Raw genomic sequence first — 25,083 nt, 5'->3', positions numbered from 1 at the left:
GCCGTTGTTGCCTGTTTAGTGCCTGACTGGCTGTCCTTCAGCGGCTACCGGTTAGAGCCCGGGCACCTTCTGTTCGGGGACCGGTACCGAACCGCCGTGGAGCTCCGCGGCAGGTGCTGGCGGAGCGGGTGCTTCAACCGGCGGGGCTGCCGCGGCAGGCGCCGCTGCCGGCTCCTGGGTAGCCGGTTTACGGTTCGCCAGCGGCTCCCCGGAAGTTGCCGGAGGAACCACAATGATCATTCCCTCGACTGCCGGGGCAGGAATAACCGACCCAGCCGCGCCACCCTTAACAGCAGGGGTTGCCTTACCCGTAACGGCAAGAGTGGAGAGGTCGATCTGGCCTTTAACCGTCGAAGCTACCATTCCCAGGTCTGAGGCCTTGGCTGCCAGGTTCTGGGGAGCCTCGAAGTTCTGGACCTGCTGTGTCAGGTCCTGGTTCTGCTTGGTCAGCGTGCCCTGCTTGCCCCTCAGTTCCACCAGCTGGTACTGGGAGGTAGAGACTGAGATGTTCAGGACCAGCACGGCGACGAGCGCAACAGCAAGCAGGGCGAAACACATAACCACAAACGGTGCGCGGCGCTTCTTGGGGGCGGAACGGACCACAGACAGGGGCGTGCGCTCCCTGCGGCCGGCGCCCGAGGGCAGCGACCTGATCGCCGGGGCGCTGCTGCCGGAGACGACCGGGAAGTTCTTGACGGCGGCAGTGCTCATGCTTCGCTCCTGGCTCTGATACGTTCCACGGCCCGCAGCCTGGCGGAGGCTGCGCGCGGATTTTCTGCAATCTCGACGGCGGTGGGTACCTCGGTGCCCTTGGTGAGGGTTTTGAGGAAGGCTTTGTGTTCCTCAAGCTCCACCGGAAATCCGAGCGGTGCGGAGGACTTGGAGCCAGCCTGGAAAACTGACTTGACGATCTTGTCTTCGAGGGAGTGGTAGGACATGACCACGATGCGTCCTCCCAGGGCCGTTGCTGCCACGGCTGCCGGAACGGCCCGCTCCAGCACGTCCAGCTCCTCATTCACTTCGATGCGCAGTGCCTGGAATGTGCGCTTGGCGGGGTGGCCGCCCGATTTGGCGGCTGCAGCCGGAACCACGGAGCGGATCTGTTCCACCAGTTCCCCCGTGGTGGCGAAAGGCTTGGCAGTCCTCGCCGCGACAATCCTGTTGGCGATCCGGCCGGCGAACTTCTCCTCGCCCCACTTCCGGATGATCCTGACGAGATCCTCTTCGCTGTAGTTGTTGACCACATCCGCTGCGGTCTGGCCACGGCTGGTGTCCATCCGCATGTCCAGCGGAGCGTCAAAGGAGTAGGCGAAGCCACGCTCGCGCTCGTCCAGCTGCAGCGACGACACGCCCAGGTCCATCAGGATGCCGTGGACCTGCGCGACACCCAGGTCTTCGAGGACGTCGTCGATTTCGTCGTAGACGGCGTGGACCAGGTCTGTACGGGATGCGAAGCGCGCCAGGCGCTCCCCTGCCAGCGCCAGTGCTTCCTCGTCACGGTCGATGCCGATCAGGTGCAGATCTGGGAAACGCTCCAGCATGGCTTCGGAGTGGCCGCCCATGCCGAGGGTCGCATCAATGGCGACAGGGGTTTCACCTCGGAGGCGGGCAGCTTCGAAGCCGGGGGCCAACAAATTGATGCACCGGTCCTTCAGGACCGGCACATGGCGTTCGGACGTTGGCTTCGGGTCATCGTTCATGCCTTCGTCCTTTCTTGCCGTGAGTGTTGGTGTGCTTCTTGAGCCAGATCCCCATCCGCGCCTATCATCCTGCCGGCCTGGCTCCGGGGAAGTGAGGCCAGGTTGACTGTCTGATGGGCGGCTGGAGATCTCGTTCAAGAAGCGGTTTCCGCCTGGCCGTTCAGGTGATCACAGAATCCCCGGAATGGCGTCGTCGGTTTCGGAGAAGGCGGTTTCCTTCTCCGCGAGGTACTCGTTCCAGGCCTGGGCATCCCAGATCTCGGCCCGGGTTCCTGCACCAATGACGGCCAGTTCCCTGCCGAGGCCTGCGTACTCCCGGAGCGCGGCCGGAATGGTTATGCGCCCCTGCTTGTCAGGTACCTCGTCAGAGGCTCCAGAGAGAAAGACGCGGATGTAGTCCCGGGCCTGCTTGGAGGAAATGGGCGCCTCCCGCATTTGCTCGTGGACACGTGCAAATTCCTGCTCACTGAAGACGTAGATGCAACGTTCCTGTCCCCTGGTGAGAACAAGTCCGCTGGCAAGCTCCTCACGGAACTTTGCGGGGAGGATAATTCGGCCCTTTTCGTCCAGACGTGGCGAGTGTGTGCCCAGAAACACTGGCCCACCGCCCGTCTGCCGTCAGGAACTGCAATATCCCCTGTGTTGCAACTACCCTCTTATGTCCTCCACATTACTCCACTTTCCACCACAGTCAACGCGAATCAGGCCAAGAGTCCCCCCTTTTCAGGCCACAATCCCCCGAATAGCGCGGGAGCTGGCGGTGGATGGAAGTGGAGGGTCTGTCGCCGTTTCGGCTCGAACCGTAAGTACCCGACGGCGGCGCCGTGCCGCCGTCGGACTCAAAGCGGGCTCAGGCGGCGCATCCGCGGGCGTCCGGCGGCCCATCCAGATCGCAACAGGGGTTGTTTTGAGCGCGCAAGAGGGCATGGGTGGGCTGCTACTTGCTGCAGGTTAAACGCAGAAGACCCGCCGTGGCGGGTCTTCTGCTGCGGTCATCCTGACCGAGGGGAGCGAAATGGAGGGCAGGCCTGAACCTATGGCCATGGCACCGGCTTTACAGGCCCTGCCTTAGGATTCGTCGCGGCGGCGCTCGTCCCAGCGCTCTTCCAAGTTAGACATGAATGAACTCCGCGGTTTCCCCGACTTACCTGTGCCGGGTGCGGAGCGTTGCTTGCCGCCAGCAGCGTTGCGCATTGTGGCGAAGTACACACCGGCGCCCATAACCACAAAGCCCAGGACACCGACAAAGATGTTCTGGACCGTCACACCGACCAGGAGCAGGGCGATCCCCGCCAGGGTGCAGAGCACACCAATCACGATGTGACGGGTGGACCACGTTCGCCCGGGATCCGAACCCATGGAATTCGCGAATTTCGGATCGTCTTCGTGCAGCTGCTTCTCCAGCTGCTCCAGCAGCTTCTGTTCGTGCTCCGAGAGCGGCATCACGACCTCCTTAAGTAGGCCAACGTCCGGGCTGGTCCCATCCCGTACTACTGCTCCAATAACGACCGGCATGCCCGGGAGGTTCCCGCCCCGCCGGCGATGGCGGAATGCGAACACCGGCATGCAGGGCTTCGGAACTGCAGCATGTCCAAGAAGTCCGGCAATAACTGAAAACTATGTATATATAAGGATAGTTTGTCGGGGGCTGTTCTGAAAGACGGCCATCACCTCCCTGAACCAAACACGCAACGTGCCGACCGCAGCCCTAAGTCCCGTTTCCGGAATCCAGCAGGCTGGCGGGGAGAATCGATTTGCTTCCGAACTTCCGGCTGACCTCGTCCAATGCCTGTTCTGCTGCCCGCCAGTTGTCATCCCTGCGGTCAAAGCTGAGCTGGAGGGACGTGTGGGCGGTGGCTTCGAGCTGCTCGGCCCGGATGCCAACAAGCCGCACGGTCATGGGCCGGCTCCCTAATGATTCCAGGAGCTGCATGGCCACGGCATAAATAAGCTGGGCGCTGTCTACTGGTGTGTGGACAGTGCGGCTCCTGGAGATGGTGGAAAAATCGGCATACCGGAGTTTCAACGCCACCGTCCGTGCCACCATCCCCGAACTCCGCAGCCGTCCTGCCGTCCGGTGCGAAAGCCGCAGCAGCTCACGTGCGATCAGGGCGTTGTCGCCGGTATCCACGGCGAAGGTCTCTTCAGCGCCGATGCTCTTCTCAAGTCTCACGGGGGTCACAGGCCGCGGATCGATCCCCCACGACAGCCGGTAGACGTGTTCACCGGTGGCACCCAGCATTTTCTTCAGGGAGGACACCGGCGTGGCCGCCACGTCCGCCACGGTCCTGATGCCCATCCGGGCCAGGACGTCCGCGGTCTTGGCTCCGATGCCCCACAGCGCCCCAACGGGCAGACTGTGGAGGTAGGGCACGGTCTCGTCGGGTCCGATCTGCAAGAGCCCGTCAGGTTTGCAACGTGTGGAGGCAATTTTGGCTACGAACTTGCTGGCTGCTATTCCCACCGAGGCGGTAATGCCCAATTCGGCGGCCACCCGGCGTCGGATCAGTTCACCGATGTCGCGCGGGGGTCCCAACCGGCGGATGGCGCCACCGACGTCCAGGAACGCTTCGTCGACACTCAGCGGCTCCACCAGATCGGTGATGGACTCGAAGATTTCCATCAGCTGGGCGGAAACCTCGTAGTACAGCTTGTGGCGCGGTTCAATGATGACGGCTTTGGGGCACATCCTGGCTGCGACCACCATGGGCATGGCGGACTTCACTCCGAAGGCGCGGGCTTCATACGACGCCGAGAGTACTACCGAGCGGTCCGCAGGAAATCCGACGATCACCGGTTTGCCGCGGAGATCCGGCCGGGTGCGAAGCTCCACTGCGACGAAGAATGCGTCCATGTCCACGTGCATGATGCAGTTACGCCGGAGCTCACGAAGACCCGCTTCGGTGTACTGGTTGTTCCGCTCAGGCCCCACACCGGCAATTGTATCGGTTGGTACTGACTAAACTGGAGGCTGAATCCGGCAACAACACCAGGAGGACAGTCCCTGTGACCGTCATGAAAAGTCTTAAGCCAACAGGATTAGCGGCACTCGCTGCCGGCGCGATACTCGCCCTCGCTGCCTGCAGCCCCGCGGAGCCTGGAGTGGCATCATCCTCCTCAGTTACATCTGCACCAGCCTCGGGCAGCGCCAGTGTCATCGCCTCCGCCAGCCCAACGGCTTTGCCGGGAACGTCCGCCACTTTGGGGACAATCGTCGAGGGGTTCCCCGAAACGCTGCTCCCCGTGATGACTGGCGCCACAGTGATTTCGAGCAGCTTTGACAAGACGTCAACGCCGGCCACCGCAGCACTTGTGGCCAGCATCAGCGCCCCGACTGCCGCCGTCGTGGATTTCTACACCAAGCACCTTGAAGCGCAGGGATTCAAAGCCGTCCCCGGGGACGCTGTGGGCGCCGTCGCTTCCAAAGACTTCGTCCGGAACGACTCCGAGACAGTCAACATCGCCGCCGTCGAGGCCGCCGGTGTCTCCACGTTCACCATCGGCGCCAACGTGGCTGCTGAGTCTGCCAAGTGAGTGTTCCGGAGCAGTTGCGGACCGAGCAGGCTGCATTCGTTGCCGCTGTTGCCGGTGAGCTGACGGACTTCCTCACCACGCGGCAATCGCTCATGATCGCCATTTCGCCCGATATCGATCCCATTATGGGCTCCATTTCCAATCTGGTGACGGGCGGCAAGAGGCTCCGCGCCCTGATGTGTTACTGGGGATGGCGCGGCGCGGGCGGCGATCCGGCGGCCGAGGAAATCGTGACGGCGGGATCGGCCCTCGAACTCTTCCAGGCAGCTGCCCTGATCCATGACGACATCATTGACCGCTCGGACACGCGGCGCGGCGGGCCAAGCGTGCATCGCCGCTTCAGCCAGCTGCACCACGCGCAAGGCTGGGCCCTGGACAGCGAGCGGTTTGGGCAGGCAGCCGCGATCCTCACAGGGGATCTATGCCTCTCCTTCAGCGAGGAGGCCTTCACCGACATCGGCGAACAGGCGGCTGCGGGCAGCAGGGCGCGGCTGATCTTTAACCTCATGCGTGCCGAGGTGATGGCGGGGCAGTATCTTGACATCCTGGAGGAAGTGGCCGGTCCTGTCCGGGACCGGGCCGGAGCGGTGACGAGAGCACAGTCCATTATCAGGTTCAAGTCCGCTAAGTACTCCACTGAGCACCCGCTGGCGCTTGGCGGCGCTTTGGCGGGCGCTCCGGACGACCTGCTCCGGGGCTACTCAGCCTTCGCGCTGCCGCTGGGCGAGGCGTTCCAACTGCGCGACGACGTCCTGGGCGTCTTCGGAGACCCCGTCACGACAGGCAAGCCGGCAGGCGACGATCTCCGCGAAGGAAAGCGGACGGTACTCATTGCCCTCGCGCTGGGCCAGGCATCAGCCGCAGAATCGGCATTTATCGACGCGAAGCTGGGCAGCCCTGACCTGGGCGACGCCGATGTGGCCGAGATCCGCCGGATCATCGAAGAGTCGGGGGCACTCCAGGCAACTGAAGTGCTGATCAACGAGTTCGGGGCCGCGGCGTACGACGCACTGGAACAGCTGCCCCTGGACGAACTGCCCAAGACTGCCCTGCGGAAGCTGGCGGAAGCCACGGTCAGCCGCGCATCCTGAGGTTAGCGCTGGTCTCCGCCGCTTCCGCGGGCCCGGCGCCGGCCGGGCCCTTTGTGCTGTTTACCAGGCCAGGGTCTGTGCCCGGCGCCTGATTTCCGTCTTGCGGCCTTCCCGCAAGGCATCAATCGGCCGGCCGCGGAGCGATTCGTCGGGGGTAAACAGCCAGACGATCAGGTCCTCGTCGGAATAGCCGGCGTCCGCCAGGACAACAATGGTCCCTTTGAGGCTGTCAACAACCTGGCCGTCCAGGATAAATGCGGCTGGAACTGAACGTATCCGCCGCTCCCCGACCCGCAGGGCCGCCAACGCGCGTTCATCAATAAGGCCATGGACTCTCGTAATCGAAACGTCCAACAACTGCGCGACATCAGGCAGGGGCAGCCACTCGCCCACAAGGCTTTCTACGTTACTCACGGATCAAGGTTGCCACGGCCGGAGCCCTGCCGCATAGTCGTGATTCGCCGCCACTGCCGCGAATCACGCGACACTCCATAAAACTCTTTATTCTGCGTGGGGCCGAATTCTTGTGCTATGCGGACTTTCATGAGAGATTCACATAGATCACATTTGTAACAGCAATAACTTAAGTAACACTAGTATCAATAGTCACATCGCATGTCCCGGCCCCCGGCAGTTGAAGAAGAGGATTCTTTCCATGACGACGTCCCGCTCGCCAAAGCAGCCCCCCAGGCAGAGCCTGCCCATGATTGCGGTCACCACGGCGGCGCTTCCTGCGGTTGTGTTGTCGTCATTGGCCTTCGCCCAGCCAGCTGCCGCAGAGGCACCTGCCCGTGCAATCCCGGCAACCCTTGCCGCCGCGATGAAGGCCCAGGCCGCCGAGGCGAAGGTTGCCCTGATCCCGGCGGCCTCGGTGTCCACCACTGTTCCGGCTGCCTTCCAGCCCATGCAGCCGGCAGCGCCCGCGGAGTACACCATTGCCCGCGGCGATACCGTCAGCGGAATCGCTGGCAAGTTCGGGCTGGACGTCTATGAGGTCCTTAAGCTCAATAACCTCCAGCCGAACACCATCATCTACCCCGGCCAGAAGATAAAGCTGTCCGGCTCGGGTTCCGCCGCCGCGCCTGCGCCGGCGGCCCCGGCCGCGGCTGCTCCAGCCAACACCGGAGGCAGCTACACGGTAAAGGCCGGCGATACTCTCGGCGCCATCGCGGCCCGGCACAACGTCAGCCTGTCCGATGTTTTCAGCTGGAACAGCCTGAACATGCGCTCCATCATCTACCCGGGCCAGAAGATCAACGTGGGCGCGGGCGCCCCCGCGGCCCCGGCTGCGGCCGTCCAGCCCACTTCCGCTCCCGCAGCACCAGCTCCTGCCGCTCCTGCTCCCGGCGGTTCATACACGATCAAGTCCGGGGACACCCTGTCAGCGATCGCCTCCCGGCACGGCGTCAAGCTCTCGGACATCCTGGCCGCCAACCAGCTGAGCATGACTACTGTCATCTACCCCGGCAACAAGCTGGTCATTCCCGGCGCTTCCATCCAGCCCGCTTCCTCCACCCAGCCCGCCCCGGCGGCCCCGGCCGCCCCCGCCGCTCCGCTGGTCCCGAGCCACTTCCTCGGCTTCACTTACCCCGCGGCCGTAGTGAGCTCCGCCAACGAGAACAAGGCCTTGCTGAACGCCTCCCCCGTACCGTCCCGCTCTGAGATGCGCACAATTGTGGCCGACACGGCCCGCCAGATGGGGGTGGACCCCTCCCTGGCCCTGGCCTTCGCGCACCAGGAGTCCGGCTTTGACCAGCGTGCTGTGTCACCGGCCAACGCGATCGGCACCATGCAGGTCATCCCCTCCTCCGGGCAGTGGGCCTCGGACCTCGTTGGGCGCAAGCTCAACCTGCTGGACCCCTACGACAACGCAACGGCCGGCGTGGCTATCATCAAGCGGCTTATCGCCACCAGCACGGACGAAGAAACAGCGATAGCGGGGTACTACCAAGGCCAGTACTCCGTCAGCAAATACGGCATGTACGACGACACCAAGGCTTACGTAGCTGCCATCAAGGCGCACCAGAAGAACTTCGGCTAGGCCTCCGTGCCGCAGGCTTGCTGACGCCAGCCCGGGGATAACGATAAGGGTCCGGACCGCACGTCGGTTCGGACCCTTTTCCATGCGGGATTAGGATCGTAGGGTGCAGGAACAAGTGTCAGACCGTCTCGTTGGAACGCTGGTGGACAACCGCTACGCCGTCCGCTCCAAACTCGCGCGCGGGGGTATGTCCACCGTATATCTGGCAACGGACCTCCGGCTGGAGCGCGATGTTGCCCTCAAGGTCCTCCATCCCCACCTCGCCACCGACGAGACGTTCCTGGACCGGCTGGGCCGCGAGGCGAAGGCCGCCGCGAAGCTGTCCCACGCCCACGTTGTGGGAGTCCTGGACCAGGGCAACGACGGCCAGACGGCGTATCTGGTAATGGAACACATCAAGGGCCACACCCTCCGGGACGTCATCAGATCCAAAGGTGCGCTGCCTCCCCGGCTGGCCCTTGCCCTGATTGATCCGGTAGTGCAGGGCCTCGGCGCGGCGCACGCCGCGGGGCTGGTTCACCGGGATGTGAAACCGGAGAACGTCCTGATCGCGGACGACGGCCGGATCAAGATCGGCGACTTCGGGCTGGCCCGTGCGGTGACGACATCCACCAGCACCGGGACCCTGATCGGTACCGTCGGTTACCTCTCCCCCGAGCTTGTGTTGGGAAAACAGGCTGACACCCGGAGTGATATCTACTCCGTGGGCATCATGCTCTATGAGATGCTGACCGGCCAGCAGCCGTACGACGGCGAGGTCCCCATCCAGGTTGCGTACAAGCACGTGAATGAATCGGTCGGTCCGCCTTCGGCCTTGGTGCCTGGCCTCGCCGCTGAGGTGGATGAACTCGTCCAGTGGTGCACCGCAAACGATCCCGAGAACCGCCCGGTGGACGGCAACGCCCTGCTGCAGGAACTGCGCCACATCCGGACCAACCTCACGGACGCCGAACTGGACCTTATCCCGCCGGCAGCGGCGCCGGAAGGACAGCAGAACCACACCGAGGTCATCGCCCGCACCAACAATCCCACCGCCGTGATGTCGTCCTTCTCCCGGCCCCAGCCACAGCACCCACCGCAGGCTCTGCATGCCCTGTTTCCGCCCGACCCCGACTTCCGGCCGGGCGAACAGTACCGGCCGGAAGCGCATGACAGGCAGCAAACGCAGCACGGGCCCGATGATCAGACGGCGGCCCGGGATGCGGTCCCCCTTAGCAAACGGGCCCGTCGCAAGCTCGACAGGGAGGACGAGAAGGCAAGGGCGCGGGCTGCGGCGACACCGGTCCGGAACCTGCAGGAAGGCAACCCGCGGCGCCGCGGCGTCCTCTGGGTGGTGGTCCTGGTCATCATCGCTTTGCTTGCCACAGGGGCCGGCTGGTTCTTCGGCATGGGTCCCGGGTCGCCGGGCACCATTCCGGCGGTCGCCAACAAGTCAGTGGCCCAGGCCCAGCGACTGCTGGACGAGGCGGGGTTCCAGTCACGGACCAACGATGTCTTTGACGACGACGTTCCCTCCGGCCTCGTAGTGGGCTCCGACCCGACTGCCGGCACGGAGACCCGGAAGTTCCAGCCGGTGTCCTTGTTTGTTTCCAAGGGCCCCCAACTCTATGAACTCCCGAAACTGACCGGCGGAACGCTTGATGACGCGAAAAATGCGCTGAACCAGGGCGAAATGGCGCTGGGCACCGTAACTGAACAATTTGACGACACCGTTGCCGCCGGCGTCGTGCTCTCGCAGGATCCGGCAGCCGCGACTCCCGCGCGCCACGGCACCCCGGTGAATCTTCTGGTCTCCAAGGGGCCGCAGCCGATCCCGGTCCCGTCAGTGGTGGGACTGGCGGAGAACGCCGCCGTCGACGCCATCGAAGCGGCCGGCCTCAAAGCCGAAGTCGCGAAGGACGAAGTCAACGACAGGAACGTGCCCAAGGGGTCAGTTGCCGCACAGTCACCCGCTACCGGCACCCTGACCAAGGGCGGCACAGTGACGCTGACGATTTCCGACGGACCCAAGCTCGTTGAAGTTCCCAGCTTCATCGGCAAACAAGCCAAAGAAGCCGAAGAAGCGCTGCGTGCGCTGGGCTTCGAGGTACGGGTAAACAATATCCTCGGCGGCTTCTTCGGCACGGTTCGTGATCAGGACCCCGTGAAGAAGAAGGTGCCTGAAGGCTCCGTCGTTACCCTGACTGTGGTGTAGCCGGCGCACTGCCGGCCACACCACCACGGAAGCCCGGCTCCCGTGCCGGGCGGTCAGTTCTTGGCCAGTGCTCCAGCCACCAGGAACGCCATTTCCAGGGACTGCATGTGGTTCAGGCGCGGATCGCAGACCGACTCGTACTTGTCGAGGAACGATTCCTGATCCACCGGATCGGCACCGCCCAGGCATTCCGCGACGTCGTCACCGGTCATCTCCACATGGAGGCCACCGGGAACCGTGCCCAGGGCCTGGTGCACTTCGAAGAACCCGCGTACTTCGTCAATGACGTCGTCGAAGTTGCGGGTCTTGTAACCGTTGGGCGAGGTGACTGTGTTGCCGTGCATCGGATCGGTGACCCAGAGAACCTTGGCGCCGGAGGCAGTGACCTTCTCCACGATGGCGGGAAGCTTCTCGCGGATATTGCCCGCGCCCATGCGCGTGATGAACGTCAGTCTGCCCGGCTCCCGCTCAGGGTCCAGCTTGTCGATGAGGCGGAGGGCGTCGTCGCCGGTTGTCGACGGACCCAGCTTCACGCCGATGGGATTCCGGACGCGTGAGAGGAAGTCAACGTGCGCGTGGTCAAGTTCGCGCGTACGCTCCCCGATCCACAGGAAATGCGCCGAGGTGTCATACGGGAAACCGGTCCGCGAATCGATGCGGGTCAGTGCACGCTCGTAGTCCAGCAGCAGGGCCTCGTGGCTGGCGAAGAATTCCACCCGCTTGAGTGCTTCGAAATCAGCGCCGCAGGACGCCATGAACTTGATGGCGCGGTCGATGTCACGGGCCAGCGACTCATAGCGGGCGTGCGCCGGGTTTTCGGTGAAGCCCTTGTTCCACTGGTGCACGGACCGCAGGTCCGCGAAGCCACCCTGGGTAAAGGCCCTGATGAGGTTCAGGGTGGAGGCGGACGTGTGGTAGGCCTTGAGCATCCGGGCGGCATCATGGCCACGGGACTCGGGAGTGAACTCGTAGCCGTTGACGATGTCGCCGCGGTACGCCGGGAGGGTCACGCCGTCGCGGGTCTCGTCATTGGAAGAGCGGGGCTTGGCGAACTGGCCGGCCATCCGGCCCATCTTGATGACCGGCATCGCTGCACCGTAGGTGAGTACCACTGCCATCTGGAGGATGGTCTTGACCCGGGCGCTGATCTTATCCGCCGTTGCGGCTTCAAAGGTCTCAGCACAGTCGCCACCTTGCAGAAGGAAGGCTTTGCCCTCCGCCGCAGCTGCCAGCCGTTCACGGAGAACGTCCACTTCGCCGGCGAAAACCAGCGGCGGGAGCACGGAAAGTTCCCCGACAGATGCGTCGAAAACGTCCTTGTCCTGCCAGCTGGGCTGCTGGGAAACGGGAAGGTCACGCCAGTCATCAAGGCCAGGATAATTGGCTGCTCCGCTCTGGGCGGTGCTGGACAGCGAAAAGGCAGGTTTTGCAGATAGCTCAGTCACTATCTAAGACTAATGTGCGCGGCTGGCTTCAGGACACCTGACCGTCACGCGTAGCGAGAGCGCCGTCACAGTCAGCCGGTTGCAGGATCCTTACCCTCGTTCTCAGTGCCCTCAGCACCGTCTTCGGATTCGACGGGTTTCGCGGAGGCACCGCCAGCCTCGGTTGCCGGTGTTCCCGCAAGGCGGAGCTTGACCACGGCCGCATACTCGTCCACGTACTCCTGGCCGGAGAGCCTCATCAGCTCGAACATGATCTCGTCGGTGACCTTGCGCTGGACCAGCCGGTCCTCCGCCTGGTCCGCATACTGGCTGAAATCCAGCGGAGCACCGAAAATCATGCCGATCCGCCGGATATTCGGCATCCGCTTGCCGATGGGCTGAACCTTGTCCGTGCCGATCATTGCGACGGGAATCACAGGCACCCCGGCCTCCAGAGCGAGCCTGGCGACGCCCACCTTGCCCCGGTAGAGGCGTGCGTCAGGGCTGCGGGTCCCTTCAGGGTAGATGCCCAGCAGACCACCGCCGGTCAGGACATCCATGCCGGCATTGAGCGACACGGCCGATGCCGCGCCGCCGGACCTGTCCATGGGCAGTTGGTTGGTGAGCCTGAAGAACAAGGCCGTCAGCCTGCCTTTGAGGCCGGTTCCGGTGAAGTACTCGGACTTGGCAAGAAAAACCACAGGCCTGCGGACCATCAGGGGCATAAAGATGGAGTCGGAGAAAGACAGGTGGTTCGAGGCGATAATCGCCGCCCCCTGCGCCGGAACGTTGTCCAAGCCCTTGACCCAGGGACGGAAAAGGAGCCGTAGCACCGGCCCCAGGAAGATCCTCTTCATGACCCAATAGAACACGTGATGAACCCCTCCGGAAGCCGGCCGGCCGGCCCTTCGTCGGGCCGGGCCAGCACTTCAATGCAACCCTACTCTAGTGAGATTTGTCCCGAACAATGACACGATGGTGTCATGACAGAAAGCAGCATCGCGCCCCGGCCTGCCGCTTTCAGCTACCCCGGCCACGGACCCAATGCCACCACCGGGATCGCCATCTGTCATGGCTTCACCGGCAGCCCCTTAAGCGTCCTGCCCTGGGCAGAGCACCTCGCCGCGCAGGGATTCGCGGTGTCGGTGCCGCTCCTGCCTGGCCACGGTACGGATTGGCGGCAGCTCGCGCGCTCGAACTGGCGTGACTGGTACGGGACATTCGAAGCGGCGTACCTGGAGCTGAGCACCCGGACGGAACGCTGTTTTGTGGCCGGCCTCTCGATGGGCGGCGCCATCGCGCTGCTGACGGCCGCCAGGCATCCCGTTGCTGGCGTCTCTTTGGTGAATCCCGGCCTCAGCTTCTATGACCGCCGCGTGCGGGTCATCGGAGTGCTCAAATATTTCCAGCGCACCACGTTGCCCATCCAGGAGGAACAGCCGACGGCGGGAGTCACCAATGACGGCGACTATTCGCGGACTCCGTTAGCAGCCGTGCATGAGCTCAAGAAGCTTTTCGGCACAGCCACCCGCGGACTGCACCAGGTCTCCGCCCCGGTGCAGGTCTTCAAGTCCCAATCGGACGTCGTGGTGCCGGCCACCTCGCTCCTGACGCTGCGGCAGCGTTTAGGCCCACGGCTGGTGGAAGTAGTGGACCTGCCCAACAGTGGGCATGTGGCCACCCTGGATGTTGATGCGCCCGAGATTTTTGCCCGTTCCAGCGCCTTCTTCCTTGCCCATACACCCAGCACTGCCCCGTCAGCCCGAACCGCGGCCACACCTCACACCACCTCGGAGACTTCATGACCGGCATACCGGACCACAGCCCTTTCAGCAGCACCATCAACGGCGACGGAGCCCGGATCGGGGTGGTCCTCTCACACGGATTCACGGGCAGCCCGCACGGGCTGCGCGGGTGGGCCCAGTCGCTCGCCGACGCCGGCTTCGCCGTACGCATGCCGCTGCTGCCCGGGCACGGCACCAGCTGGCAGGACCTTGGGCGCACGCGCTGGCCCCAGTGGCATGGCGCGCTGGACGACGCTTACCTGGACCTGGACTCCCACTGCGACCATGTCTTCGTCGCCGGGCTGAGCATGGGCGGTGCGCTGGCGCTGAGAATTGCGGCCACCCGGCCCGTGGCGGGCGTGATCGTGGTGAACCCTGGCCTCGTCATCGATGATCCCCGCGCGCCCCTGGCCGGCATCCTGAAACTGGTACTGAAGAGCACCCCGGCCATTGCCAACGACATCCTCAAACCCGGGATGGACGAGGGAGCTTACCCGCGAACGCCCGTAGCTGCGGCCCATGAGCTGAACAAGATGTTCAAGGACACCATCCGGCTGCTCCCCCGCATCACTGCGCCTGTGCGGGTCTTCCGATCCACCGTGGACCACGTGGTCTCGGACACGAGTGTGGCAGCGCTGCGCCGCGGCCTGACCAACGCTCCGCTGACACTGACCACGCTGGATAACAGCTACCACGTGGCAACGCTTGACAACGACGCCGAGGAGATCTTCCGGGGATCCGCCGACTTCATCCGGGCGGTGGTTGCCGGCACAGCAACAGCCCACGTCCAGGAGGGTACCGCCCATGAATAGGCCCGGTTCCGGTTCACCGGACCAGAGCGCAAACCAGGACGATGCCGTGTGGCTGGACCTGGTGGCCCGGCTGGAAGAAGAGCCCGGAGCCCCTACCGGCACAGACGCGGCAGGTGCCATCTCCACCGGCCCGAATGCCCCGGGCCCCGACGCCACGGGTGGCGAAGCTAAAACTGCAGATCCAGGGGACGCGGACGCCGTGGCCGGGTCTGGCAGGTCCGCGACGTTCCGTGACTTTGATCCGCTCGGCCTGGCGGGCACAGCCCCCACCGAACTGTCCGCGGCCGAACGGCAGGCGGCAACGTCCGGCGCCAGTGACGGTGCGAAGGCCACCGAGGGTACCGCTGGTTACGGCCAGGGCGGCACCGAGGCCTTCGGCCCGCGAGACTATGCCGTCGAGGACGACGCCGGGGACTTTGTGCCGGAAGAACCGCCGAGCCTTGCCGGGACGGATCCCCTGACCATGCTGGCCTGGCTCGGCGCTATTGGTGCGCCCCTTGCCTTGCTCCTGGCCGTTATGTTCTGGCGGTCCGCACCACTGCTGGCGATAGTGGGCATGGTGGCAGTGTTCATCCTCGCTGTTGTCTACCTGATCATGAAGCTGCCCCAGGAAAAAGACGACAACGACGACGGCGCCCGCGTCTGAGGAGCACGCGTCACCGCATGCGGCTGCTGACGCGGGATAGATCGGCCGCTCCGATGAGCCCCGCGTTTGGTCCGAGCGCTGCCAGCTCGATGCCGGCCGCCGGACGGAAGCCCCGGCCGGTGAGGTTCCGGGCGAAGGCCTTACGGGCGGGCTCCACCAGCAGGTCCCCTGCCGAGCAGAGTCCCCCGCCGATCACAAACAGTCCAGGATCCAACGATGCCGCCAGGTTCGCCAGTCCCAGGCCCAGCCATTCGCCCACTTCATCAAGGAGTTCGCGGCAGGCCGCGTCGCCGGCGAGTGCCAGTTCGGTGACAATCGCCCCGGTGATCTGCTCCGCATCACCGCCGACGGTGGCCAGCAATTCCTGGGCAACCGGCGAATTGGCGCGCGCCAGGATCCTCGCTTCCCTGCCGAGGGCGTTGCCCGACGCATACTGCTCCCAGCACCCCCGGTTCCCGCACTCGCAGCGCTGCCCGCCGGGCATGATGATCTGGTGGCCGAACTCGCCGGCCACACCAAACCGGCCGCGCTCCACCCGCCCGTCCATCACCATGGCGCCGCCGATACCTGTACCGAGGGTGATGCACACCAGCCGGTCCTCCCCCTGCCCCGCACCAAAGCGCCATTCCGCCCAGGCCGCGGCGTCGGCGTCGTTCGTCAGCAGCACAGGGCGTCGCAGGAGGCGCTGAAGGTTTGCCCGCAACGGCTCGTTGCGCCAGGCGAGGTGCGGACTGAAAAGCACGGTTCCGCCGTCCAGGTCCATCCAACCGGCCGCACCGATGCCCACTGACCAGACCCTGTGGCCTGCTCCCAGTTCGTCCACGAGTTCCACGATGACCTGCTCGACAGCGCGCGGGTCGCTGCCGGGCGTGGACCGCCGGGCCTCGCTTAGAATCCTTCCGTCAGCGTCCACCACGCCGGCGGCGACCTTGGTGCCGCCGATATCGATGCCGATGGCCAGCCCCTTGCGCCCGAGCCGGAGGTGCTCGCGGAACGTTTCCACCTGCCTGGGCCGGGCCTTCAATCCCAGCGGCCGCCGCCGCCAGGGGGCTGGACGTCGGGGCGGTGCGGCCGGCTCGCCGGGGGGCGTTACATACATAGTGCTTCATTCTAGGGCGCCCCGGGCGGGCAGCACCGGAAGCCGGGGCCCCTGGCCTTCACACTCCTCTTTGACTCCTATGTTACTGGCCAGTAGGTTTGATTCTGCACGGCCAAGTTACAGGCGTATTAGTCTTTAGGCATACCCTGTGCGGGTCTATGGATATCAAAGGAGCTATAGTGCGCGAATTCAGTGTTCCGCCCCTGGTTGTTGTCCCACCGGAAACCAACATCACCGATCTTGTGCTTCGGCAGGCAGCCAAGCCCAGCAACCCGGCACTCTTCTCGCGGCTGGACTCCGCAGGCGCCTGGCGGGACGTCTCCGCCACAGACTTCCTTGCGGACGTCCAAGTTCTTGCAAAGGGCCTGATGGCCAGCGGCGTGGGAGCCGGCGACCGGGTGGGCATCATGTCCCGCACACGCTACGAGTGGGCGCTCATCGACTTCGCCATCTGGTTCGCCGGCGCCGTCTCGGTGCCCATCTACGAGACCTCCTCCCCGTCACAGGTCGCCTGGAACCTCGGTGACTCCGGGGCCGTGGCCGCATTCGGCGAGGCCACCCACCATGAGGACATCATCCGGCAGGCCGCCACCTCCGAAGGCCTCACCGCGCTCCAGCACGTCTGGCAGCTTGAAGGCGGCGGACTGGACGCCGTCCGTGAGGCCGGCCGGGACGTCAGCGACGCGGACCTTGAGGCTCGCCGCAGTGCCGCCAACCTTGACGACGTGGCCACCATTATCTACACCTCGGGAACCACAGGCCGGCCCAAGGGCTGCGAACTCACGCATGGCAACTTCGTTGAGCTCTCCGACAACGCCCTTGCCATCATCGGCGAGATTGTGCACGAGCACGCCAAGACCATCATGTTCCTGCCGCTGGCGCACGTGTTTGCTCGCTTCATCTCCGTCCTGGCCATGGCCGCCGGAACCACTGTGGCCCACACCCCGGACATCAAGAACCTGCTGGCTGACCTGCAGAGCTACGAGCCCACATTCATCCTGGCCGTCCCGCGCGTCTTCGAAAAGGTGTACAACTCGGCCCTGACGAAGGCAGAGGACGGCGGCAAGGGGGCGATCTTCCACAAGGCCACAGAGACCGCCATCGCGTTCTCCAAAGCCCGGCAGGCAGGGCACGTCGGCCTGGGCCTCAAGCTCCGCCATGCACTGTTCGACAAGCTGGTCTATGGCAAGCTACGTGCCGCCATGGGCGGGCACGTTGCCCACGCTGTGTCCGGCGGCGGGCCGCTGGGAGAGCGCCTGGGCCACTTCTTCCAGGGCATCGGTCTGCAGGTGCTCGAGGGCTACGGCCTCACCGAGACCACGGCGCCGATCACCGTGAACACCCCGTCCCGGATCAAGATCGGATCAGTGGGCAAGCCGCTGCCTGGCAACTCGGTGAAAATCGCCGAAGACGGCGAGATCCTCGCCAAGGGCGTGTGCGTGATGCACGGCTACTATAAACGCGATGACCTCATGGCGGATACGTTTGCCGAGGGCTGGTTCCGCACCGGTGATATCGGCCGCCTGGACGACGACGGCTTCGTCTGGATCACCGGCCGCAAGAAAGAAATTATTGTCACAGCCGGCGGCAAAAACGTGGTTCCCGCCCTGCTGGAGGACCAGATCCGGGCGGACGCGCTGGTCTCCCAGGTCCTGGTGGTTGGCGACAACCGGCCGTTCATCGGCGCCCTGGTGACCCTGGACCAGGAGGCCTTGCCGGGCTGGCTCCACCGGCACGGGCTGCCCGCCACCACAACACTTGACGAGGCGGTCGAGAACCCGGTGGTCAAGGCCGCCGTGCAGGACCTCATCACGCAGGCAAACGCCTCGGTGTCACAGGCGGAGGCCATCAAGTCGTTCCGGATCGTCGCTTCGGACTTCACGGAAGCGTCCGGCCACCTCACGCCGTCCATGAAGGTGAAGCGGGCCCAGGTGATGAAAGACTTCGAGACAGTCATCGAGGAAATGTACGGCGCGCCGCGCGCGTCCTGAGCAAACAGCAACGCGGGGTCACTTACCGCCCATGGGATGGCTCCCAATGGGCGGTAAGTGACCCCGCGTTGGTTTAAGTGGGGCTACTCCACGACCAGGAGAAGGTCCCCGCCCTGGACCTGCTCCACGGCTGAGATAGCGAGCCGCGCGACTTTGCCTGCCGTCGGCGTCGTAATGGAGGCCTCCATCTTCATCGCTTCGATGGTAGCCACCGTGTCACCGGCGTTGACCGTGTCGCCGGCCTTGACGGTCACCGTGACGGCGCCGGCGAACGGCGCGGCAACGTGGCCGGGTTGGGCCGGGTCTGCCTTCTCGGCGGCCTTGACGTTGCTCACCACGGAGCGGTCACGGACCACTACGGGGCGGGACTGGCCGTTGAGCGTGCACATGACCGTGCGCATGCCCTTTTCGTCTGGCTCGGACACGGCTTCCAGCGAGGCGATCAGCCGGACACCCTTTTCCAGCTGGATCTCGTGCTCGGCGCCGCGCTGAAGGCCGTAAAGGTAGTCACGGGTGTCGAGGACTGAAATGTTGCCGTAGGTCTCCACGCTCTTGAGGTAATCCTTGGTGGGGCCCTCGAAGAGCAGGCGGTTCAGCGTGCTCTGACGGGTTTTGGAATCACCCTGGAGCGCGGCGCTGTCCTCGGCGCTGAGTTCGACGTCGCGGACCTTGATGCTGCGGCCTTGGAGCGCCTTGGTGCGGAAAGGTTCCGGCCATCCTCCGGGCGGGTCTCCGAGTTCGCCGGACAGGAAGCCGATGACGGAGTCGGGGATGTCGTAGTTCTGCGGGTTTTCGTTGAAGTCCGCGGGATCTGCGTTGAGGCCCACGAGATGCAGGGCGAGGTCGCCCACCACCTTGGACGACGGCGTGACCTTCACCAGGCGGCCGAGGATCCGGTCCGCCGCGGTGTACATGTCCTCGATCGCTTCGAAGCGCTCCCCCAGACCCAGAGCCATGGCCTGCTGGCGCAGGTTGGAGAGCTGGCCGCCCGGGATTTCATGCTGGTAGACACGGCCGGTGGGGCCCGGAAGGCCTGACTCGAACGGCGCGTAGACGCGGCGCACGGCTTCCCAGTACGGCTCAAGGGAGCTGACTGCGTCAAGGCTCAAGCCGGTGTCCCGCGGGGTATGCGCCAGCGCCGCCACGAGGGCGGAGGCGGAGGGCTGGCTGGTGGTGCCGGCCAGCGAGGCGGAGGCAACGTCAACAGCATCCACGCCGGCGTCAACTGCCGCCAGCAGGGTGGCCAGCTGACCGCCGGCCGTGTCATGGGTGTGGAGGTGGACCGGGAGGTCGAAGCGTTCGCGCAGTGCAGCCACCAGTTTGGCGGCCGCTGCCGGGCGGAGCAGGCCCGCCATGTCTTTGATCGCCAGGATGTGCGCGCCGGCGTCCACGATCCGCTGGGCCAGTTCCAGGTAGTAGTCCAGCGTGTACAGCTTCTCGTCCGGGTTCAGCATGTCGCCGGTGTAGCACAGTGCTACTTCAGCCACTGCTGTGCCGGTAGCCCGGACAGCGCGGATGGCGGGCGCCATCTGGTTCACGTCGTTCAGGGCATCGAAGATGCGGAAAATGTCGATTCCGGTGGCGGCGGCCTCGTTGACGAAAGCCACCGTCACCTCCTCCGGGTAGGGCGTGTAGCCCACCGTATTCCGGCCGCGCAGCAGCATCTGCAGGCATACGTTGGGCAGCGCCTTCCGCAGGGCGGCCAGCCGGTCCCAGGGGTCCTCGCCGAGGAAGCGCAGTGCAACGTCGTAGGTTGCGCCGCCCCAGGCCTCAACGGACAGGAGTTCCGGCAGGAGGGCAGTGACTGCGGGACCGGCGGCCACGAGGTCGCGGGTCCGCACCCGAGTGGCCAGCAGGGACTGGTGGGCGTCGCGGAAGGTGGTGTCGGTGACAGCTACGGCGGTCTGCTCACGCAGGGCCTTGGCGAATCCTTCCGGGCCAAGCTCCAGCAGGCGCTGGCGCGATCCCGGTGCGGCCTGCCCCTCGCCGACGGCGGGGAGTTTGGCTGCCGGATCCGAGTGCACTTTCAGCTCACCGTTGGGCTTATTGACGGTGACTTCGGCCAGCCAGGTCAGGAGCTTGGTGCCGCGGTCGGCGGAGACCCGGGCCTTCAGCAGCTGGGGACGCTCGTCGATGAAGTTCGTGGCAACGTTGCCGGCAATGAAGTCGGCGTCATCGAGGACGGCCTGGAGGAAGGAAATGTTGGTCGACACACCTCGGATGCGGAACTCCGCGAGGGCACGGCGGGCGCGGGCCACGGCGGCCGGGTAGTCTCGGCCGCGGCAGCTCAGCTTCACGAGCAGGGAGTCAAAGTGGGGACTGATTTCGGCACCCGAGTAGACGGTGCCGCCGTCGAGCCGTACACCGGCGCCGCCGGCGGAACGGTAGCCGGTGATCTTCCCGACGTCCGGCCGGAACCCGTTGGCCGGGTCTTCGGTGGTGATGCGGCACTGCAGCGCTGCGCCTTTGAGCTGGACAGTCTCCTGGGAGAGGCCGAGGTCCGCGAGGGTCTCGCCGGAAGCGATCCGAAGCTGCGCCTGCACCAGGTCAACGTCCGTCACTTCCTCAGTGACGGTGTGCTCCACCTGGATGCGGGGGTTCATTTCAATGAAGACGTGCTGTCCGGCGCGTTCGCCGACAGTGTCCACCAGGAACTCCACGGTTCCGGCGTTGACGTAGTTCAGGGCCTTGGCGAACTTCACCGCGTCACGGTAGAGGGCCTGACGGATGCCTTCGTCCAGGTTGGGCGCGGGAGCGATCTCAATGACCTTCTGGTGACGGCGCTGGATGGAGCAGTCACGTTCGAAGAGGTGGATGACGTTACCCTCGGCGTCGGCCAGGATCTGCACCTCGATGTGGCGCGGGCGGAGCACTGCCTGCTCCAGGAACATGGTGGGGTCACCGAAGGCGGCATCGGCTTCGCGCATGGCGGCCTGCAACGCCTCGGGAAGGGCTTCCCTCGTGTCGACGCGGCGCATGCCGCGTCCGCCGCCGCCGGCGACGGCCTTGGCGAAGATGGGGAAACCGATCTCGTCGGCCGCGGCGATCAGCTCATCCATATCCTTCGAGGGTTCACTCGATTTCAGGACCGGAACCCCGGCCTCACGGGCAGCCTTCAGGGCTGCCACCTTGTTGCCGGCCAGCTCAAGCACCTCAGCCGGCGGGCCAACAAAGGTGATGCCCGCTTCCTGTGCTGCGCGGGCCAGGTCAGGGTTTTCCGAAAGGAAGCCGTAGCCGGGGTAGATGGCGTCGGCGCCTGCCTCCTTGGCCACACGGACCACTTCGGCAACATCCAGGTAGGCCCGGACGGGATGCCCCTCTTCGCCGATCAGATATGCCTCATCTGCCTTCTGGCGGTGGATCGAGTTTCGGTCCTCATTGGGGAAGACAGCAACGGTCTTGGCGCCCAGCTCGTAGCTGGCGCGGAAGGCCCGGATCGCGATTTCGCCGCGGTTGGCCACCAGAATCTTGGAAAACATACTTCTCCTGCATCATCGCGGGTGTATCGGTAAGTGGTCACAGTGTCTAAGACCCGCGCTCAGAAACACAAATCATTGTGGCCACAGTCACAGAAACTTCCGTCATGTCCCGCATGCATCCACGGAGGCTGGCAGAACCGGCCACCCATACCAATGCCGTGCCATGCCGCGTCCCCATAAGGCGGGATTCACCGGCGCAGCCACATATGATGAGTAAGGCGGCTCGAGCCGCCGGCTTCGGCAGTGCCGGAGCAAACATTACCCCCAACACGGCAGCCGGCGTTAGGTTTTGGTCTCACAAGTGCAAGTAGTCAGCATCAGCAGCCTCAAGGGCGGAGTCGGCAAGACTTCCGTCACCACAGGATTGGCGTCTGCGGCGCTTGCCGCGGGCATCCCCACACTGGTGGTGGACCTCGATCCGCATGCGGACGCGACCACTGCCCTGGGCGTCCAGGCCGGCGACCAGCTGGACATCGGCAGGATGCTCAAGAGCCCCCGCCGCGCCAAACTGGCGGACAATGTCGCAGGCAGCTCCTGGACGGCAAGGGCGCACACCAACGGATCCGGACCGGCCGTACTGGACGTCGCTGTGGGTTCGGCCTACACCGGCATCTACGACCGCCCCGACCTGGGCCGCCGCGACCTCCGCAGGCTTTCCGCAGTCCTGGCCGGCGCCGACCGCTACGAACTGGTTCTCATAGACTGCCCGCCGTCGCTGAACGGGCTGACCCGGATGGCCTGGTCCGCGAGCGACAAGGTGGCCCTGGTGGCCGAGCCCGGACTTTTCTCGGTGGCGGGAACCGAGCGGACCATGCGCGCCATCCAGCTGTTTAAGCAGGAATTTGCGCCGAACCTGTCTCCCGCCGGCATTGTGGCCAACCGCGTGCGCACAGGCTCCTCCGAACACACCTACCGGCTCGCGGAAATGGAATCGATGTTCGGCGACCTCCTCCTGAGCCCGCGCATCCCCGAACAGGCGAACTGGCAGCAGATCCAGGGCGCGGCCCACCCGGTGCACCACTGGCCCGGCGAGTCCGCGAAGTCATCCGCTGCGCTGTTCGACGCACTCCTTGCCAACCTCCTGGCGACCGGAAGCGGCCTGCGGAACCGAACCCAGCGGTAACACCTGGCTGCAGTGCCCCGCTGCAGCCACAGGTTCCGCGGACAACGAGAAGAGGCCACCCCGCCGGGGTGGCCTCTTCTCGTTGTTTTTGTGTCAGCCTGTGGTGTCAGCCGATCTTGCGGGCAGCGCGCCGCTTGCTCAGTTCGTCGTCGGGAAAGGACTGTTCGACGGCGTGTTCGCTCGGCAGGGAAGCCAGGCTGCCTTCCACTTCGCGCCAGACCCTGCCCACGGCGATGCCGAAAACACCTTGGCCGCCCTGGACAAGATCGATAACCTCGTCTGCAGACGTGCATTCGTAGACGCTCGCGCCATCGCTCATGAGCGTGATCTGCGCCAAGTCCTCCACTCCGCGTTCGCGCAGGTGTTCCACCGCGGTGCGGATCTGCTGAAGGGAAACGCCGGTGTCCAGGAGCCGTTTGACCACTTTGAGGACGAGAATGTCCCGGAAACCGTAGAGCCGCTGTGAGCCTGAGCCGGCGGCGCCGCGGACTGCGGGCTCAACCAGCCCGGTCCGTGCCCAGTAGTCCAGCTGGCGGTACGTGATGCCGGCCGCCTTGCAGGCCGTGGGGCCGCGGTATCCAGCGTCCTCATCAAGGACGGGCAGGTCTTCGGTAAACAGGAGGCCCTGGGCACCGGTCGCGGGCACAGCCACACCAGCCGTTGTGGGCTGCTTCAGCCCGCCTGCTTCGCCTTTGGGACTCACCTGGATCCTCCTTCGTATAAGCTCCCGGGGGACCACTGCATCAGCCGGTGCACGCATGAAGTCCATGCATGTAATTTCGCGGGGGTCGTACTTTTACAGTGTGACTTGCGCGGCTGCCGGAAGCAATGGGAGCTTGGTACCTTCGACGTTAGGCCCGCCGCGCCCCAAGGTCAAAGATCTAGGCCCCTTGGTGCAGGCGTGTCGGAACTTTCAGGCTCAACTTTAACCTTAACGTGACCTCAGCTGTCGAAGTCTTCCGGCTCAACGTCGTCCAGGAACTCTCGGAACCGCCGCAGTTCGCGCTCCTCGTCCACCGTGGGGCCCGGATTAGTGTCCTCCCCCTCGTCATGCTCGGTGATACGGACTCCGGCTTCATCCATCACGGAGTCGGCACACCAGATACGGCATTTGGCCCGCAACGCGATCGCGAGGGCGTCCGACGCGCGTGAACTGACGGTGGTACCGTTCTCGAATTGGAGCTGGCCATAAAAAATATTGTCCTCAACGGCCACAATATTGACGCTGACAACCGAGTGGCCCAGGGATTCCACCACGTCAACCAGGAGGTCGTGGGTCATCGGGCGCGGAGGCACTACCCCTTGCTGGGCCAGGGCGATGGCGCTTGCCTCCGGAGTCCCGATCCAGATGGGCACGTGGCGTTCGCCATGGATCTCGCGCAGCAGGACGAGCGGCTGGTTGGACGGCAGTTCGATGCGAACGCCTACGATCTCCACTTCGATCATCAGATGTCCATACGTGAGATACGGTCCTGGACCAGGGCCCGGTGCAGGACCAGGCAGAGGTCGCTGATTTCGCGGGCGGCTTCCGCAGCCCGCGCCTGTGACGCGGAATCGCGCCTGGACGCGAGCGGCGCAACTGCCCGCTCGACGAGCCCGAATTCACGTTCCGCGGCGGCCTGGAACGGCCGCAGGTGGCGCGGTTCAAGGCCGTGGCTCTCCAATTGCACGCAGGCGCGGGCAACCTGGAGGGCGTGCTCGTCGAACTTGCCGTTGCTGTGGCTGATCAGCCCGAAGCTCAGCAGGGATTGGAGCAACGCAACGCTGGCACCGGATTCAGTCCGCAGCTGTTCCTCGCTGAATTTCCGGCCGCGGTTCTGAAGCTCCGCGGCCAGTTCATCCGAAACGATCCGCGGCGAAACCACGACGCCGGGCGGCAGGTTCTCCGGCCGTTCTCCCCGGTCAATCGCATCAAGATAGTCCTTGATGACTTTCAGTGGAAGGTATTGGTCCCGCTGGAGCGCCAGCACAAAACGGAGACGCTCGACGTCACTGTCCGAGTACTGCCGGTATCCGGCCGGAGTGCGGCGCGGATTAATCAGGCCTTTTTCCTCCAGGAACCTGATTTTCGACGCGGTCATACCCGGAAAGTCGCCGCTGAGCTGCGCGAGGACTTCCCCGATGTTCAAAACTTGGGGCCCCCGGCGCTCCGGTTGTGCCATTGC

At 64.8% G+C, this 25,083-nt stretch carries 22 protein-coding genes; 9 read left to right on the top strand and 13 right to left on the bottom strand.

The genetic code is table 11. The features are described from left to right. Positions 1 to 51: 51 nt before the first annotated feature. The 5 genes from ftsL to dinB all read right to left on the bottom strand — a co-directional run bounded on the left by ftsL (position 52) and on the right by dinB (position 4,566). On the bottom strand, positions 52 to 711 hold the full coding sequence (gene ftsL / locus ACZY1F_RS16340; RefSeq protein ID WP_463943067.1) for a cell division protein FtsL: 660 nt from the start codon (positions 709 to 711) through the stop codon (positions 52 to 54). After that, complete coding sequence (rsmH, locus tag ACZY1F_RS16335; RefSeq protein ID WP_463943065.1) at positions 708 to 1,700, bottom strand: 16S rRNA (cytosine(1402)-N(4))-methyltransferase RsmH; 993 nt, start codon at positions 1,698 to 1,700, stop codon at positions 708 to 710. The genes ftsL and rsmH overlap by 4 nt, the downstream gene beginning before the upstream one ends. A gap of 168 nt (positions 1,701 to 1,868) precedes the next feature. Next, entirely contained in the window at positions 1,869 to 2,297 is a 429-nt protein-coding gene (gene mraZ, locus ACZY1F_RS16330; protein ID WP_058929387.1) for a division/cell wall cluster transcriptional repressor MraZ, read from the bottom strand. 471 nt (positions 2,298 to 2,768) lie between these two features. After that, the gene (locus ACZY1F_RS16325) at positions 2,769 to 3,143 is read right to left on the bottom strand and encodes an SCO2097 family morphological protein (protein WP_463943063.1); all 375 of its coding nucleotides are present in this window, start codon (positions 3,141 to 3,143) and stop codon (positions 2,769 to 2,771) included. Between the two features lie 265 nt (positions 3,144 to 3,408). Next, positions 3,409 to 4,566, bottom strand: a complete 1,158-nt coding sequence (dinB, locus tag ACZY1F_RS16320; protein WP_463943294.1) for a DNA polymerase IV — start codon at positions 4,564 to 4,566, stop codon at positions 3,409 to 3,411. Positions 4,567 to 4,706: 140 nt separating this feature from the next. Here dinB and ACZY1F_RS16315 point away from each other — a divergent pair, with 140 nt between their 5' ends. Beyond that, the gene (locus tag ACZY1F_RS16315; RefSeq protein WP_463943061.1) at positions 4,707 to 5,234 is read left to right on the top strand and encodes a hypothetical protein; all 528 of its coding nucleotides are present in this window, start codon (positions 4,707 to 4,709) and stop codon (positions 5,232 to 5,234) included. Then, the gene (locus tag ACZY1F_RS16310) at positions 5,231 to 6,325 is read left to right on the top strand and encodes a polyprenyl synthetase family protein (RefSeq protein WP_463943060.1); all 1,095 of its coding nucleotides are present in this window, start codon (positions 5,231 to 5,233) and stop codon (positions 6,323 to 6,325) included. The genes ACZY1F_RS16315 and ACZY1F_RS16310 overlap by 4 nt, the downstream gene beginning before the upstream one ends. Positions 6,326 to 6,385: 60 nt before the next feature. Here the strand turns inward: ACZY1F_RS16310 and ACZY1F_RS16305 are convergent, their stop codons facing one another. Continuing rightward, positions 6,386 to 6,739, bottom strand: coding sequence for an Rv2175c family DNA-binding protein (locus ACZY1F_RS16305; RefSeq protein ID WP_058929391.1), 354 nt, complete (start codon positions 6,737 to 6,739; stop codon positions 6,386 to 6,388). A gap of 241 nt (positions 6,740 to 6,980) precedes the next feature. On the opposite strand from ACZY1F_RS16305, the gene ACZY1F_RS16300 reads away from it, so the two are divergent. Then, positions 6,981 to 8,366, top strand: coding sequence for a LysM peptidoglycan-binding domain-containing protein (locus ACZY1F_RS16300; protein WP_463943058.1), 1,386 nt, complete (start codon positions 6,981 to 6,983; stop codon positions 8,364 to 8,366). Positions 8,367 to 8,469: 103 nt separating this feature from the next. Further along, positions 8,470 to 10,560 carry a Stk1 family PASTA domain-containing Ser/Thr kinase gene (gene pknB, locus ACZY1F_RS16295; RefSeq protein WP_463943056.1) on the top strand — a complete coding sequence of 697 codons (2,091 nt, stop codon included), beginning with the start codon at positions 8,470 to 8,472 and terminating at the stop codon, positions 10,558 to 10,560. A gap of 53 nt (positions 10,561 to 10,613) precedes the next feature. Here the strand turns inward: pknB and ACZY1F_RS16290 are convergent, their stop codons facing one another. Both ACZY1F_RS16290 and ACZY1F_RS16285 read right to left on the bottom strand, forming a co-directional pair. Then, the gene (locus ACZY1F_RS16290) at positions 10,614 to 12,005 is read right to left on the bottom strand and encodes a class II 3-deoxy-7-phosphoheptulonate synthase (RefSeq protein ID WP_463943055.1); all 1,392 of its coding nucleotides are present in this window, start codon (positions 12,003 to 12,005) and stop codon (positions 10,614 to 10,616) included. 71 nt (positions 12,006 to 12,076) lie between these two features. Continuing rightward, positions 12,077 to 12,856 (bottom strand): lysophospholipid acyltransferase family protein, encoded by a 780-nt coding sequence (locus tag ACZY1F_RS16285; RefSeq protein ID WP_463943053.1) that lies wholly within the window; start codon positions 12,854 to 12,856, stop codon positions 12,077 to 12,079. A 111-nt stretch (positions 12,857 to 12,967) separates the two neighbouring features. Between ACZY1F_RS16285 and ACZY1F_RS16280 the strand changes: the two genes are divergently transcribed. Genes ACZY1F_RS16280 through ACZY1F_RS16270 form a run of 3 tightly spaced genes read left to right on the top strand, consistent with a single transcriptional unit; the run spans position 12,968 to position 15,226 of the window. Further along, on the top strand, positions 12,968 to 13,789 hold the full coding sequence (locus ACZY1F_RS16280) for an alpha/beta hydrolase (RefSeq protein ID WP_463943051.1): 822 nt from the start codon (positions 12,968 to 12,970) through the stop codon (positions 13,787 to 13,789). Beyond that, positions 13,786 to 14,580, top strand: a complete 795-nt coding sequence (locus ACZY1F_RS16275; RefSeq protein ID WP_463943049.1) for an alpha/beta hydrolase — start codon at positions 13,786 to 13,788, stop codon at positions 14,578 to 14,580. The genes ACZY1F_RS16280 and ACZY1F_RS16275 overlap by 4 nt, the downstream gene beginning before the upstream one ends. Then, entirely contained in the window at positions 14,573 to 15,226 is a 654-nt protein-coding gene (locus ACZY1F_RS16270) for a hypothetical protein (protein ID WP_463943047.1), read from the top strand. The genes ACZY1F_RS16275 and ACZY1F_RS16270 overlap by 8 nt, the downstream gene beginning before the upstream one ends. Before the next feature lie 10 nt (positions 15,227 to 15,236). Here the strand turns inward: ACZY1F_RS16270 and ACZY1F_RS16265 are convergent, their stop codons facing one another. Then, the gene (locus tag ACZY1F_RS16265) at positions 15,237 to 16,325 is read right to left on the bottom strand and encodes an ROK family glucokinase (RefSeq protein ID WP_463943045.1); all 1,089 of its coding nucleotides are present in this window, start codon (positions 16,323 to 16,325) and stop codon (positions 15,237 to 15,239) included. Between the two features lie 179 nt (positions 16,326 to 16,504). On the opposite strand from ACZY1F_RS16265, the gene ACZY1F_RS16260 reads away from it, so the two are divergent. Beyond that, a complete protein-coding gene (locus ACZY1F_RS16260; RefSeq protein ID WP_463943043.1) occupies positions 16,505 to 18,316 on the top strand; it encodes an AMP-dependent synthetase/ligase in 1,812 nt (603 codons plus the stop codon). 83 nt (positions 18,317 to 18,399) lie between these two features. Here the strand turns inward: ACZY1F_RS16260 and ACZY1F_RS16255 are convergent, their stop codons facing one another. Beyond that, positions 18,400 to 21,795 (bottom strand): pyruvate carboxylase, encoded by a 3,396-nt coding sequence (locus ACZY1F_RS16255; RefSeq protein WP_463943041.1) that lies wholly within the window; start codon positions 21,793 to 21,795, stop codon positions 18,400 to 18,402. Positions 21,796 to 22,096: 301 nt separating this feature from the next. On the opposite strand from ACZY1F_RS16255, the gene ACZY1F_RS16250 reads away from it, so the two are divergent. Beyond that, positions 22,097 to 22,918 carry a ParA family protein gene (locus tag ACZY1F_RS16250; RefSeq protein WP_463943040.1) on the top strand — a complete coding sequence of 274 codons (822 nt, stop codon included), beginning with the start codon at positions 22,097 to 22,099 and terminating at the stop codon, positions 22,916 to 22,918. A gap of 106 nt (positions 22,919 to 23,024) precedes the next feature. On the opposite strand, the gene ACZY1F_RS16245 is transcribed toward ACZY1F_RS16250, so the two are convergent. The 3 genes from ACZY1F_RS16245 to ftsR all read right to left on the bottom strand — a co-directional run bounded on the left by ACZY1F_RS16245 (position 23,025) and on the right by ftsR (position 25,080). Continuing rightward, positions 23,025 to 23,621, bottom strand: a complete 597-nt coding sequence (locus ACZY1F_RS16245) for a MerR family transcriptional regulator (protein ID WP_463943038.1) — start codon at positions 23,619 to 23,621, stop codon at positions 23,025 to 23,027. Between the two features lie 239 nt (positions 23,622 to 23,860). After that, complete coding sequence (locus ACZY1F_RS16240) at positions 23,861 to 24,364, bottom strand: bifunctional nuclease family protein (protein ID WP_463943037.1); 504 nt, start codon at positions 24,362 to 24,364, stop codon at positions 23,861 to 23,863. Further along, entirely contained in the window at positions 24,364 to 25,080 is a 717-nt protein-coding gene (ftsR, locus tag ACZY1F_RS16235; RefSeq protein WP_463943035.1) for a transcriptional regulator FtsR, read from the bottom strand. The genes ACZY1F_RS16240 and ftsR overlap by 1 nt, the downstream gene beginning before the upstream one ends. Positions 25,081 to 25,083: the final 3 nt, after the last annotated feature.

The organism is Pseudarthrobacter xylosi, from assembly GCF_055412765.1.
This window is presented reverse-complemented; position numbering and strand designations above follow the sequence as displayed.